Annotated in this window: 16 protein-coding genes; 10 read left to right on the top strand and 6 right to left on the bottom strand. The window is 61.0% G+C overall.

The window, feature by feature from the left end:
- Positions 1-16 precede the first annotated feature (16 nt).
- The 4 genes from CYD26_RS10490 to CYD26_RS10475 all read right to left on the bottom strand — a co-directional run bounded on the left by CYD26_RS10490 (position 17) and on the right by CYD26_RS10475 (position 2,669).
- Positions 17-802 (bottom strand): helix-turn-helix domain-containing protein, encoded by a 786-nt coding sequence (locus tag CYD26_RS10490; RefSeq protein WP_102052570.1) that lies wholly within the window; start codon positions 800-802, stop codon positions 17-19.
- A 73-nt stretch (positions 803-875) separates the two neighbouring features.
- Entirely contained in the window at positions 876-1,118 is a 243-nt protein-coding gene (locus tag CYD26_RS10485; RefSeq protein ID WP_102052569.1) for a hypothetical protein, read from the bottom strand.
- Positions 1,119-1,148: 30 nt separating this feature from the next.
- Complete coding sequence (locus CYD26_RS10480) at positions 1,149-1,511, bottom strand: Hsp20/alpha crystallin family protein (RefSeq protein ID WP_102052568.1); 363 nt, start codon at positions 1,509-1,511, stop codon at positions 1,149-1,151.
- Positions 1,512-1,595: 84 nt separating this feature from the next.
- The gene (locus CYD26_RS10475; protein WP_102052567.1) at positions 1,596-2,669 is read right to left on the bottom strand and encodes an NAD(P)-dependent alcohol dehydrogenase; all 1,074 of its coding nucleotides are present in this window, start codon (positions 2,667-2,669) and stop codon (positions 1,596-1,598) included.
- Positions 2,670-2,944: 275 nt separating this feature from the next.
- Between CYD26_RS10475 and CYD26_RS10470 the strand changes: the two genes are divergently transcribed.
- Positions 2,945-3,871, top strand: coding sequence for a universal stress protein (locus CYD26_RS10470; RefSeq protein WP_102052566.1), 927 nt, complete (start codon positions 2,945-2,947; stop codon positions 3,869-3,871).
- Between the two features lie 50 nt (positions 3,872-3,921).
- On the opposite strand, the gene CYD26_RS10465 is transcribed toward CYD26_RS10470, so the two are convergent.
- A complete protein-coding gene (locus CYD26_RS10465; protein ID WP_102052565.1) occupies positions 3,922-4,494 on the bottom strand; it encodes a GNAT family N-acetyltransferase in 573 nt (190 codons plus the stop codon).
- Positions 4,495-4,582: 88 nt separating this feature from the next.
- A complete protein-coding gene (locus tag CYD26_RS10460) occupies positions 4,583-5,221 on the bottom strand; it encodes a hypothetical protein (protein WP_102052564.1) in 639 nt (212 codons plus the stop codon).
- Between the two features lie 257 nt (positions 5,222-5,478).
- Here CYD26_RS10460 and CYD26_RS10455 point away from each other — a divergent pair, with 257 nt between their 5' ends.
- The 9 genes from CYD26_RS10455 (at position 5,479) to CYD26_RS10415 (ending at position 13,323) form a co-directional block, all read left to right on the top strand.
- Positions 5,479-6,312 (top strand): urease accessory protein UreD, encoded by an 834-nt coding sequence (locus CYD26_RS10455; RefSeq protein WP_102052563.1) that lies wholly within the window; start codon positions 5,479-5,481, stop codon positions 6,310-6,312.
- An 11-nt stretch (positions 6,313-6,323) separates the two neighbouring features.
- Complete coding sequence (locus tag CYD26_RS10450; RefSeq protein ID WP_102052562.1) at positions 6,324-6,626, top strand: urease subunit gamma; 303 nt, start codon at positions 6,324-6,326, stop codon at positions 6,624-6,626.
- A gap of 21 nt (positions 6,627-6,647) precedes the next feature.
- Entirely contained in the window at positions 6,648-6,965 is a 318-nt protein-coding gene (locus CYD26_RS10445; RefSeq protein ID WP_102052561.1) for an urease subunit beta, read from the top strand.
- A complete protein-coding gene (gene ureC, locus CYD26_RS10440) occupies positions 6,962-8,665 on the top strand; it encodes an urease subunit alpha (protein WP_102052560.1) in 1,704 nt (567 codons plus the stop codon). Before CYD26_RS10445 ends, ureC begins: the two co-directional genes overlap by 4 nt.
- A 10-nt stretch (positions 8,666-8,675) precedes the next feature.
- Complete coding sequence (gene ureE, locus CYD26_RS10435) at positions 8,676-9,173, top strand: urease accessory protein UreE (protein ID WP_102052559.1); 498 nt, start codon at positions 8,676-8,678, stop codon at positions 9,171-9,173.
- Positions 9,174-9,194: 21 nt separating this feature from the next.
- Complete coding sequence (locus CYD26_RS10430) at positions 9,195-9,740, top strand: HupE/UreJ family protein (protein WP_102052558.1); 546 nt, start codon at positions 9,195-9,197, stop codon at positions 9,738-9,740.
- The gene (locus tag CYD26_RS10425) at positions 9,740-10,414 is read left to right on the top strand and encodes an urease accessory protein UreF (protein ID WP_102052557.1); all 675 of its coding nucleotides are present in this window, start codon (positions 9,740-9,742) and stop codon (positions 10,412-10,414) included. The genes CYD26_RS10430 and CYD26_RS10425 overlap by 1 nt, the downstream gene beginning before the upstream one ends.
- Positions 10,415-10,424: 10 nt before the next feature.
- The gene (ureG, locus tag CYD26_RS10420; RefSeq protein WP_065761775.1) at positions 10,425-11,051 is read left to right on the top strand and encodes an urease accessory protein UreG; all 627 of its coding nucleotides are present in this window, start codon (positions 10,425-10,427) and stop codon (positions 11,049-11,051) included.
- Between the two features lie 217 nt (positions 11,052-11,268).
- Entirely contained in the window at positions 11,269-13,323 is a 2,055-nt protein-coding gene (locus tag CYD26_RS10415) for a TonB-dependent siderophore receptor (protein WP_178081708.1), read from the top strand.
- Positions 13,324-13,422 lie beyond the last annotated feature (99 nt).

Below are 13,422 nucleotides of genomic sequence, written 5' to 3'. Positions count from 1 at the left end.
TTGGCATGGGCGCGCGTCACGTACTCCAGTGATGCTCCATCGCCATGAGAGCGGGCATGTCCAGAATTTCCACCTCGCGACCGGCAAAGCGAACGATCTGCAAATCGCGCAGGCGTGCCATGCACCGGCAGATGGTTTCGAGCCTCAACCCCAGGTATGAGGCAATGTCTTCGCGGGTCATACGCAAAACAAAACCCAGTGCCGAATAGCCACGCATGGCATAGCGTTGGGATAACTGTAGAAGAAAAGCGGCGAAGCGCTCATCGGCGTTCATGTTGCACATCATCAGTAGCCGCTCATTGTCCCGGACGATCTGCCGGCTCATCAGGCGGTTCAGGGTTTGTTGCAGAGCGGGGCAGTTGCGGGCCAGTTGCTCGATCTGGTGATAGGGGATCGGGCACACTTCGCTGTCTTCCAGTGCCAATGCGCTGCAGGCATAACGCGAGGTACTGATGGCATCAAGCCCCATCACTTCACCGGCCATCATGAAGTCGGCGACCATGCCGCGGCCGTGGGCGTCGATCAAGGAAATCTTGAAACAGCCCATGCGGACGGCGTAGAGGTAGGTTAGCGGATCATTGGAATGGTAAAGGGCAGCGCCTTTCTTGATGCGCATGCGCTGTGAGATCAATGAATTGAAGGTGTCGCGCTCGGCATGTGAGCAGCCGCCCGGCAAACAAAAGGCGCGTACTGCGCATTGAGCACAGGAAGCGCCTAGAGAGAACAGCCTGGTGCGTGAAACGGTGGGCGTGGTTTGCAGTTCGGCGTGTTCTAGAGCGACTGCGTTATTGTTAGGTTGCATAGCGTCTTGCTCCATGGGGAAGCGGTGAACTTCTGAAGCAGAGGCCACTGGGCACTAAGGCCTTGCAGTGGAGTCATCGCTGGAAGTCGACGTGCAGTGGGTGAGTGATGCGCTGCCTGGGAGCAGGGCTGGAGGATGTGCCGTGCCAGCGGGTGGGCGGCGCGCAAGGTGGCAGTACGTGTGGTGCTTTGATTCGGTCTTCCAGGCGCTGCACGAAACAGGTGGCTTCTGCTTCGGTCCGAAAGGCCACGACCCATGTGTCCAGATGAACCAGCCAGCGGCTGGTTGGTGCGTCCTTTTCGAGTTCGATCAGCATGACGACTCTCCTGTCGACGGATGTCGACGGTTACAAGGCGTGTTTCAAATGTCCTTTTTTCAAGAGCCTGAGTGTAAAAAGGCCTTCGTTGAAGGTGAGGCTGAAGTTGTTCAGCGATACCGAGGCAGGAAGGCGGTGTGAGGAGCGAAACGGCCCGGCGCACAGTGATGCGTCGGCACGCCGCTGAACGGCCCAGCCACTGAGCACCAGGTGTTTGGGGCTCAGGTCCAGGTGCAGGTTTTCAATACTCAAACCCTGCAGGTGGGCGTAAATCGTAAAGTTCGTCCTGCTGTTGGCGGCCGCCAATTCCGGGTTGCAGGGCAGCTCCACTTCGCGGCGCCGCAAGGCCGCCATGTCCGGTAATCGTGGCTTGCTCATCAGGGTTGAAAACATTTCGCATGCTCCCGGTCACTGTAGGGGGAACAGCCTCCATGCCTGAAACTATACGGTTTGGTGTTCTATGCGTTTAGCTACTGCTCAAGGCGTAATGGCGACTTTCATGACCCCGTCACGTTGGTGGGCGAACAGGTCATAAGCGGCTTCGATATCGTCAAGTTTGAAATGATGGGTGACCAGCGGCTTGAGGTCGACGCGACCACTGGCGACAACGTTCATCAGGCGGCGCATCCGTTCCTTGCCGCCAGGGCACAGGGTGGTAACGATACGGTAGTCGCCAAGGCCGGCAGCGAATGCATCGACCGGTATGCGCAAGTCGCTCGAGTACACGCCCAGGCTTGAAAGCACGCCACCGGGGCGCAGAACCCGCAGTGCCGACTCAAAGGTGGCCTGCGTACCCAGTGCCTCGATGGCGACATCGACACCGCGTCCATCGGTGAGCGCCATGATCTGATCCACTACATTGCCGGCCTTGAAGTCGACGGTGTGGGTAACGCCCAGCTGTTTAGCGACCTGCAGCCGTGCAGCAACGGTATCAACGCCGATGACGGTGGTGGCTCCCATCAGCCGGGCACCGGCCGCCGCGCATAATCCAATCGGGCCCAGGGCGAACACCGCAACGGTATCACCGATTTGCACGCCGCCACGCTCCGCACCGGAAAAGCCGGTGGACATGATGTCGGGGCACATCAGCACCTGCTCATCGGTCAGGTTATCGGGTATTGGGGAGAGGTTGACCATGGCGTCCGGTACCCGCACATACTCGGCCTGGCAACCATCGATGATGTTGCCGAACTTCCAGCCTCCCGTAGCACGGAAGCCATGCCGTGTGCCGGGGCCATCCTGGGATGCACAGCCGCACAGGCAGGCGTAGCTGTGGCCACTGGGCGTGATTGCGCCGGCGATCACCCGCTGTCCTTCGCTGAATCCCACGACTTGTGAGCCGAGTTTCTCGATGATCCCGACGGGTTCGTGACCAATGGTCAGCCCTTTGGCGACCGGGTATTCACCGCGCAGGATGTGGACATCGGTGCCGCAGATCGTGGTGGTGGTAATGCGCAGCAGAGCATCCAGCGGTCCAATCTCTGGAATTGGCTTTTCATCCAGAACAATACGGCCTTTTTCAACGAAGATTGCCGCTTTCATTTTCGCCATGGCTGTGTCTCCTGAGCGCAGCGCATCGGGTCTGATCACTCTCAACAGGCTGCTCCTGGCGAGGGGCTGAAAAGTTGATCTGGATCAATGAGTATGGCCCTGAAATCCTGGATCCGCGACCGTGTGTCGTTTTGCCGGTAAAAGAAATGCGGACTCTGACCCACATCAAGCCGCAGGGGGCAGGTGGCCGCAGGATAGGACTTGAATTGCCTTTGGGCAGCACGCTTTCTGCTTGAAGGGCTGCAGGCCAACTTCCGTCTAATGAGAGGTGCGTCATGACCATGCAAAAACATCTTATGTTGGTGTCCTCGCCGTTGATGAAAGCCGGCCCGGCCTTTGACAGAGCCTCAGCCTTGGCAAAGGCACGGGATGAACCGCTGCACATTGTCGCCTTCGACTATGTGGAGGGGCTCGCAACCGCGGGATTGGTCAATGCTGAGGCGCTGCAGCAGATGCGCGAGGGCTATGTGGAGCGACACCATGCCTGGCTTGAGGACCAGGCCCGGCCAATGCGCAAGTTGGGTATCGAGGTCACGACCGAAGTAGTGTGGGCCGAGGAGGTGTTGCCAGAAATTCTGGCGCACCTGCGCGAGGAGCCGATAGACCTGGTAATCAAGGAGGTCGAGCACGAGTCACGCCTCATGCGCGCGATGTTCACTACCCTGGATATTCATTTGCTACGCGAGTGCAAGGCGCCATTGCACTTTGTGAGCAAAACCCGCAATGCGTTGCCGCGCAGGATTGTGGCTGCTGTCGATCCCTTCCACCCAGATGACCAGTACAAGGGCTTCAATGACCGGATCATTTATGAGGCGCTGAAACTGGCGATGCAGTGCAAGGCTGAAGTGCATCTGGTGTATGCCCATGACCTTTCGTCGATGGGAACGGGAGAATACGGTTTTTCCACTGGTTCGATGCTGTTTTCCTCAAGCCTGGCGCAGAAGGTTTACGATATTCAGGGGGAAAGCTTCAATGAGCTGGCCGAACGCAATGGTATCCCCCCTGAAAATCGGCACATGATTGTCGGTAACCCGGCAAAGGTCTTGTCCAGCTTTTCCGAAACCCGCGATATCGATGTCATTGTCATGGGGCGTGTGCATCGGCGAGGGGTGAGCAAAGGCTTCGGCAGTACGGTGGAAGATGTCTTGTACCGGATGCCCAGCAGTGTGCTGGTGGTCACCCCTGAGGACTTCGATGGTTAATGGTCACCCGGTTTGGCGCGCCCCGGTGAGCCGGGGCGTGTGCGGGACGGTTAGCGGCTCAGGTCGAGTTCATGGGTCAGTTCGCTGAACTGGCCGTTGTCATAGCGACTGGTAAACCCCAGCTTTTTCGCCAGCCGATGCATGCCGTAGTTACTGGCCAGATCCAGTGAGATCATCTGCTTGAACCCGTTGCGGCGGGCAGCCTCGATCAGGTGCCCCATCAATAGCGTGCCCAAACCCCGGCGTTGCCAGTCATCGGCAACCGCTACGGCGCATTCGCAGTGTTTCCCCCCTGGTATCGCCGCATAGCGGCTCACACCGACTTCGTGCAACTCGCCGTCGACATGCGCCAGCGCGACGTAGGCGACACGGTCGTGGCCATCCAGGTCCATCAACTGGTCCAGCAGGGTGAGGTCTTCTCGGTTGAATCCGCCCATGAAGCGAGCGCGCCGGGCTTCGGCCGACAAGTGCCTGACAAACTGGAATTCGCGCAGGCGATCACGCTCCTGTAACGAACGAATCAGCACATGGGTGCCGTCATTCAAGGCTTCTATCCAATGCTCTTCGGTTTCACCCTGGCATAGCGCGGACAGGGCTTTGTGCTGGCTTGGATCAGTCGACATAGTGATGCTCCCAGATGGCAAGGAGGGTGGAGGCCTGTTGGAAGGTGTACGACGATCAGCCGCGTTGCGTCTGATTTACATCAAGTCTTCAGTCCTTCGTGCGGTTGGGCGGCAGGCTGTGAGTGGGTGGCGGGGCGCGGCTCAGAAATCGTTCCATGCAGGCCATTTGCTCAGCGTCGGTCACTGCTGAATAGGTGGCAATGTTGAACCACTGGCTGTGTAGCAGGGCGAGGCGGACAACCCCGTTTTTCTCCATAAAGCGTTGGGAGATGCACTGGCATACCGGGCCCACCAGGTAGGCCAGTGCCTGTTCCTGCTCGTTGGCGACCAAGGTGCTGGTTAATTGGGTAACGCAGGTGGCGACAATTGCTGCGCCAGCACGCGCTGCCAGATAGGCCGTTGCGGTGTAACCGCCGACGAAAAGCAGCATGATAAGCGTGAGCAGGATCAGCTCGTGAGGTCGTCGACGGCGCACAGGGACGGCTCTCTCCGGCGCTTTGGGTGATGTATCGGCTGGTGTACTGGACGCTCGCGCGCAAGCCAGGCCGACCAGCCAGCAGCCCGTGGTAAAGATCAGAATCACTACCAGCAGCGCCAGCCACAGCCTGTTGAACACGTCGAACCCGGTGATGATTGCCAGCACGCTGACGAAACCCAGACCACCGATGACAAAGCCGAGCCGTGCCAATGCGTCGATCAATCGGGCTTGTCGTTTGTCGACCTTCATGGCATCGCCCTCGTGCGCCTACCCACCTCAAGGGTAGTTCGCCGTGCAGCCTGTGTTTGGTGCATGGCCTGCTGCGCCACAACCACGCACGTCGGGAATTGGCCCACAACCTGCATTGGCCCCTGCATCGATAGCTGATCGATTGGTCAAACACGTTGTGCGCTGTTGTCGTGCATGAGGTGAGGGTTGTTTAACTGTACCTGTGGCCTGCTCGCCCTTTGGGCACGCAGTGCCCAGTGTTCACCGGGGCGGGATGCATGTTTGTTGCTGAACCACTCGACGCCGCTTGCATCCCTGCAGGCTGGAGCGCCGAGCTCATGCTGCGTTTTGTTCGTTGTGACACGAAGACCTGTATTGGTGCGCGGCGTCACTTCGGACCTCTTTTGGTGCAACGTCCGTTCTACCCGGAGGGCGCGCCGTGCCACGTGTATGTGCTGCACCCGCCGGGCGGCGTGGTGGGGGGAGACCGCCTGGCGCTGGATATCCATCTGGAGCCAGGCAGCCACGCGCTGATGACCATGCCCGGCGCCACCAAGTTCTACCGCAGTGCCGGCCCGACTTCGATCCTCAAACAGCATTTTCACCTGGCAGAAGACAGCATCCTGGAGTGGCTACCTCAGGACAGCATCTGCTTTCCCGGCGCCCGTGTGTCGTTGCAGACCCGCTTTAACCTGGCCCCCGGTGCCCGTCTGCTGGCGTGGGAAACCCTGTGCCTTGGGCGTCCGGTGATGGGCGAGACCTTTAGCCATGGTGCGCTGGACAGCTGCTTGCACATCGACATGCCTGATGACCCTGGCCTGCATGAACGCTTGCGCCTCGAGGGCGGGCGCCTGGGCAAACTCGGCGGCTACCCGCTGCTGGCGACGTTCTGCGCCGCTCCGGCTAACCCGCAGCTGCTGGAACAGGTTCGCGCCCTGATCGACGACCTTGCCGCTCCCGCCGGGGCAACCCTGCTGGGGCAACTGCTGGTGGTCCGTCTGCTGGACCACGACAACCAACGCCTGCAATCCACTCTGCAACGGCTGTGGCACACCTTGCGACCGGCTGTTGTCGGCCTGCCGCCGTGCCCGCCACGCATCTGGGCTACCTGAGAAAACACACCATGGAACTGACGCCAAGAGAAAAAGACAAGTTGCTGCTGTTCACCGCGGCGTTGCTCGCCGAGCGGCGCCGCGACCGAGGGCTGAAACTCAACTACCCCGAGGCCGTAGCGCTGATCAGTGCCGCCGTAATGGAGGGGGCACGGGATGGCCGTACGGTCGCTGAGCTGATGAGCATGGGCCGTGAAGTCGTGGGTCGTGAGCAGGTGATGGAAGGGGTCGCAGAAATGATCCACGACGTGCAGGTGGAAGCGACCTTCCCCGATGGGACCAAGCTGGTCACCGTCCATGACCCGATCGTCTGACTGTCGCTGCTGGAGAACGCCATGATCCCCGGAGAAGTACTGGTCGCCGACGGCGACCTTGAACTCAATACAGGCCGCGAAGCGCTGCGTGTCAGCGTCGCAAACCACGGCGACCGGCCAATTCAGGTCGGGTCGCACTACCATTTTTACGAGGTCAACAACGCGTTGGTATTCGACCGTGAAGCCACCCGTGGTTTTCGCCTGGACATCGCCGCCGGTACAGCCGTGCGCTTTGAACCGGGCCAGTCGCGTACCGTCAACCTGGTGGCATATGCCGGCAAACGCGAGGTCTACGGTTTTCAGGGGCGGGTGATGGGCAAGCTGGAGGCAGGGGCATGAGTCGAATTTCTCGTCAGGCCTACGCCGACATGTTTGGCCCCACCGTCGGCGACCGCGTGCGTCTGGCCGACACCGACCTGTGGGTGGAGGTCGAGAAGGACTTCACGATCTACGGTGAAGAGGTCAAGTTTGGCGGTGGCAAGGTGATCCGTGACGGCATGGGCCAGGGCCAGATGCTCGCAGCAGACGCAATGGACCTGGTATTGACCAATGCGCTGATCATCGACCACTGGGGCATTGTCAAGGCCGACATCGGCGTCAAGCACGGCCGCATTGCGCGCATCGGCAAGGCGGGCAACCCCGACGTGCAGCCGGGGGTAACCGTGCCGGTAGGGCCTGGCACCGAAGTCATCGCGGCCGAGGGTAAGATTGTCACGGCCGGTGGCATCGATTCGCACATTCACTTTATCTGCCCGCAGCAGGTCGAGGAGGCGCTGACCTCTGGCGTCACCACCTTCATTGGTGGCGGCACGGGGCCGGCCACGGGTACCAATGCCACCACCTGCACGCCGGGCCCTTGGTACCTGTCGCGCATGTTGCAGGCCGCTGATACGCTGCCAATCAATATCGGCCTGCTGGGCAAGGGCAACGCCTCGCGGCCCGAAGCCCTGCGCGAGCAGATCGAGGCCGGTGCCGTGGGCCTCAAGCTGCACGAAGACTGGGGCTCGACGCCCGCAGCCATCGATTGCTGCCTGAACGTGGCGGAAGAAACCGACGTGCAGGTGGCAATCCACAGTGACACCCTCAACGAATCCGGTTGCGTCGAGGACACCCTGGCGGCCATCGGTGATCGCACCATCCATACCTTTCATACCGAAGGGGCGGGCGGTGGACATGCACCGGACATCATCCGTGCCGCTGCCTTCGGCAACGTGCTGCCATCCTCGACCAACCCGACTTTGCCGTACACCGTCAACACGGTGGATGAGCACCTCGACATGCTGATGGTCTGCCACCACCTTGACCCGAGCATTCCCGAGGATGTGGCCTTCGCCGAATCGCGGATTCGCCGCGAGACCATCGCTGCCGAAGACATCCTGCACGACATGGGGGCCTTCTCCATGACATCGTCCGACTCCCAGGCCATGGGTCGCGTCGGTGAAGTGGTGTTGCGTACCTGGCAGGTCGCCCACCAGATGAAACGGCGGCGCGGCCCACTGGCACCGGACACCGCCCGCAACGACAACTTCCGGGTCAAGCGCTACATCGCCAAGTACACCATCAACCCGGCACTCACCCATGGCATCGCCCATGAGGTGGGCTCGGTCGAGGCCGGCAAGCTTGCCGACCTAGTGCTCTGGTCGCCGGCGTTCTTTGGCGTCAAGCCGTCGCTGGTAATCAAGGGCGGGATGATTGCCATGGCGCCGATGGGGGACATCAACGGTTCGATCCCGACCCCGCAACCGGTTCACTACCGGCCGATGTTTGGCGCCCTGGGGGCTGCCCGACATGCCACGCGCATGACCTTTTTGTCCCAGGCGGCGGTAAGCCGAGGCGTGCATCAGGCGTTGGGCCTGCGCAGCCTGATTGGCGTGGTGAGCGGCTGTCGTCGTGTGCGCAAGGGCGACATGGTGCACAACGGCCTGCAGCCAACGATCGAGGTGGACTCACAGACCTACGAAGTACGCGCCGACGGCGAATTGCTGGTGTGTGAACCGGCCAGTGTGTTGCCCATGGCGCAGCGTTACTTCCTGTTTTGAAGGAGCAAGCATGATTGTCTTAACCCACCGGGTAGCGGATGCGCCGCGAGTCAGCGGCACCGTCACCCTCGCTCTCGACACCCGCATCAAGAGCCGCGTGCGCATCACCCTGGACGATGGCCGAGAGGCTGGCCTGATGCTGGAACGTGGCCAACTGATTCGCGGTGGCGAGCTGCTGGCAAACGAGCAGGGCACAGAAGTGATTCGGGTACAGGCGGCTGCCGAGCAGGTGTCAACGGTGCGTAGCGACGACCCGTTGCTGTTGGCGCGTGCTGCCTATCACCTGGGCAACCGCCATGTGCCATTGCAGATCGAAGCCGGTCTGCTGCGCTACCAGCACGACCATGTGCTGGACGACATGGTGCGAGGTCTGGGCTTGCAGGTTGCCCGGGAGCAGGCGCCGTTCGAGCCAGAGGCGGGCGCTTACCAGAGCGCACCGCATAGCCATGACCATAGCCATGCCCACGACCACCCCTTCGTGCGTGTGCCCGGCCACGCCCACCCCTGAATTCGACCTGGAGACACCATCATGAAAAAGACCCTGGCCCTTGCACTGTTGCTGATAGCGTTACCTGCCTTCGCCCATCCGGGGCATGACACCCACCCGCTGCAGGACGGCCTGCTGCACCCGCTGACCGGCCTTGACCACCTGCTGATGCTGCTGGGTACCGGTGTCTTGGCCGCATTGACCGGCCGCACCCTGGCACTGCCGTTGTTGACCCTGAGTGCCATGTTGGGTGGCGCCGTGCTTGGCCATCTGCTGGGTGGTGTGCCGGGTATGGAAGTCATGATCATCGGCTCGTTGCTGGTTGCGGCTGGCGCACTGCTGTTGCCGGGCCGTCAGCGCTTGCTGGCCCTGGCCATGCCACTGTTTGCCCTGTTCCACGGCTGGGCCCACGGGGTCGAGGCCAGCCCTGGTGCCTTCTGGGTATTCAGTGCCGGTTTCGTGGCCGTCAGCGCCATGCTGTTGTGGGTGGGCTTCGTCGGCGGTTGCCTGCTGCGTCGCCATAGTCGCCTGCAACACCTCTTCGGTGGAGGCTTGCTGGCGGGTGCAGCACTGGTGCTGGCCGGCTGATGAGTATCGATCTCAAGCTGCTGCGCCTGCTGCAGTTGGCCAGCCCCAACCTGCCGGTAGGTGGCTTCACCTACTCGCAAGGCCTGGAGTGGGCGGTGGAGGCGGGCTGGGTATGCGGTGCCGAAGGCTTTCGCGCCTGGCAGCGTGAGCAGCTCGAAGACACCCTCGGCCACCTAGACTGGCCACTGCTGGCGCGCCTGTATCAGGCCAGCTGTGACGACGACGCCTCGGCGTTCGCCCGCTGGAGCCAGTTCCTGCTGGCCAACCGCGAGACCGCCGAGCTGCGGCTGGAAGAGCGCCAGCGTGGCATGGCCCTGGCCCGGTTGCTGGATGGCTGGCAACTGTGTCAGGCGCCGGCATGGCGCCCGAGCCTGGAACTGACCCAACTGGGTGGCATGGCCTGGCTGGCCGCGCACTGGGGCATCCCGTTACGTGACCTTGCCCTCGGCCACGGCTTCGCCTGGCTGGAAGGCGCGGTGATGGCGGGGGTCAAGCTGGTGCCCTTCGGTCAACAGGCTGCCCAGAGCCTGCTACGCGACCTGTGCGGCGAGCTGCCTGGCGTGCTGGACACGGCCCTGACACTCCCTGACGCGCAACTCGGGGGTGGACTGCCGTTGCTGGCCATCGCCTCGGCTCGTCACGAAACCCAATACACCCGATTATTCCGCTCCTGAGGAAACTGCCATGCAAAGCTACAAGCAACCCCTGCGCGTTGGTGTCGGCGGTCCGGTCGGCTCCGGCAAGACCGCATTGCTCGAAGCCCTGTGCAAAGCGATGCGCGACCATTACGAGATCGCCGTGGTGACCAACGACATCTACACCAAGGAAGACCAGCGCATCCTTACTGAAGCGGGCGCCCTGGCGCCCGAGCGTATTGTTGGTGTGGAAACCGGTGGCTGTCCGCATACCGCCATCCGCGAAGATGCTTCGATGAACCTTGCCGCAGTGGAAGAGCTGGCGCGTAAGTTTGGCAACCTGGAAGTGATCTTCGTCGAGAGTGGTGGCGATAACCTCAGTGCCACTTTCAGCCCGGAACTGGCCGACCTTACGGTGTACGTGATCGACGTGGCCGAGGGCGAAAAAATCCCGCGCAAGGGTGGCCCGGGTATCACCAAATCGGACTTTCTGGTGATCAACAAGATCGACCTGGCGCCCTACGTGGGGGCTTCACTGGAAGTGATGGAGCGTGATACCCAGCGCATGCGCCCTGCGCGACCCTGGGCGTTCACTAACCTCAAGACCGGGCATGGGCTGCATACCGTGATCGACTTCATCGTCGAGAAAGGCATGCTGGATGCCGCTCGCGCCTGAGGGCACGTACTGCCGAGCCTGGTTTCTACCCTGTTGTAGGGGCCGGGTTTGCTGTCGATGAACACATTGAATCATTTGCAATATTTACATGAGAATCATTACCAAATTAAAATCGATGCCATTCACACCCCTTTGAGCATCGCCTTTGAACGCCGTATCCAACCTGTTTTCTCGTTCACCTTCCGCTCCCTTCCTGCTCTGTGCGCTGACCAGCGCCATGCTGTCTGTTCCGGCTGCTGCCGAACCTGCACAGACCACACTGCCTGCGACGCAGATCGCCGCCGAGGCTTCCGACACGGCAGAAGGTTACCGTGCCAGCAGTGCCAGTACGGCGAGCAAAAGTGACGTTCCACTCAAGGACGAGGCACAGTCGGTCAACGTGGTGACACCGCAGACCATTGCCGACTACAACGTTCGCTCGCTGGACGATGCCATAAAGTTCGTCAGTGGTGTCAGCCAGGGCAATACCCTGGGCAACACCAAGGATTCGCTGGTCAAGCGTGGGTTTGGCACCAACGACGACGGCTCCATCCTGCGTGATGGGGTACGCTCGGTGGTCTCGCACAACTTCAGCGCCACCACCGAACGTGTCGAAGTCCTCAAGGGGCCGGCCTCGCTGCTGTATGGCGCCATGGAGCCTGGCGGCGTGATCAATGTGATCAGCAAACAACCCCAATACGTGCGCAGCACCACGCTCAGTGGCTCAGCCTTCAGTGAAGGTGGTGGCAGCTTTGGGGTGGACACCACCGGCCCGCTGGGTGATACCGGCCTGGCCTATCGCCTGGTAGCCGAGCGGCAGAGCGAGGACTACTGGCGTAACTACGGGGTCGACCAGCATACCCTCATCGCGCCATCGCTCAGTTGGACCGGTGAGCGCGCCAGCCTCACGCTGGCCTACGAATACAACGATTACGCGAGCCCGTTTGACCGTGGCACCGTGTTTGTCGATGGGCATCCCGCCAGCGTCGACTATGACAAGCGGCTGGATGAGCGTTGGGCAAAAACCGAGGGGATCAGCGAAACTGCCACGGCGCGGTTTGAGTACCAACTGAGCGATGCCTGGAAGACCCGCCTGACCTACGGCTGGAATAACGACCGCTACAGCCTGGCGATTGCCCAACCCTCGGCACTGTCTGCCAGCGGTGTACTGCAGCGCCGGGCCAATGGTGGGCTCTACGATTACGAAACCCGCTATGCCAGCCTGGACTTCATTGGCCAGCAGGTATTTCTGGGGCAACAGCACGACCTGCTGATCGGTGCCGAGCAGGAAGACTCTGACAAGTTCCGCGGCAAGACCTACCGCAATGCCGTGGACAAAGACTTCAATATCTATTTGCCGGTTTACGGTGGCATGGATAAGCCAAGCCTCATCAGCCAGGCCGACAGCAACCTGAGCAATCAGCTGACCTCCACGTCGCTCTACCTGAAAGACAATTGGCACCTGAACGATCAGTGGATTCTGGTCTTTGGTGGCCGTTATCAGCATTACGACCAGTTCAGCGAACAGGGGCTGGGCAGTAAGCGGAAGTTGAACCGTGACAGCAATGGCGACACCTTCCTGCCGATGCTGGGGGTGGTTTTCAAAGTGAACGACGACCTGTCGCTCTACGGTAACTACAGCCGTTCATTCGTGCCCAATGACGATGTGGATGACAATGGCAATACCTTTGATCCTGAAGAGGGGCGTAGTTACGAAGTCGGTGCCAAGTATGACCTCGCGCCTGGCCTCAACCTGAACCTGGCGCTGTTCGACATCGAGAAGAAAAACGTTGTGACCCCTTCGGCAGTAACCGGTATCAACGAGGCGGCGGGCAAGGTGGGTTCCCGTGGTCTGGAGCTGGATGTAACCGGGCGCATTGCCGAGCGCTGGGACATGATCGGCACCTATGCCTACACCCGAACCGAGATTCTTGACGACCCGCAGAATGAAGGTAATCGTCTGGGCCAGGCGCCTGAACACGTCGCCAGCCTCTACCTGAGCCACCACTTGCAGGTGCCTGCGGGGCTGGGTGACTGGCATGCGGGCGGCGGTGCTCGCTATGTCGGTGACCGCGCCGGAAACAACGAAAACACGTTCTACATGAGCAGCTACACCGTGGCGGATGCGTTCTTGCGCTGGGACGTACCGATGGCGGGCTACAAGACGCGCCTGCAACTGAACGTCGACAACCTCTTTGACAAACACTACTACCCATCGAGCACCGGCAGTGCGTTGCAGGTCAATGTGGGCGAACCCCGTACGGCCAGGCTCAGCGCCAGCGTCACCTTCTAGCGCAATCGCTGTGTGAGTTGGCTTGCCAACGATGCAGACGCCATCGCAGGCAAGCCAGCTCCAACAGAGCCCGCGCCAGCCTGTAGGAACCGGGCTTGC

It is taken from the genome of Pseudomonas sp. FFUP_PS_473, assembly GCF_002858665.1.
Classification (GTDB): domain Bacteria; phylum Pseudomonadota; class Gammaproteobacteria; order Pseudomonadales; family Pseudomonadaceae; genus Aquipseudomonas; species Aquipseudomonas defluvii.
The sequence above is the reverse complement of the archived record's forward strand: the minus strand, read 5'-3'. Positions and strand labels throughout refer to the sequence as shown.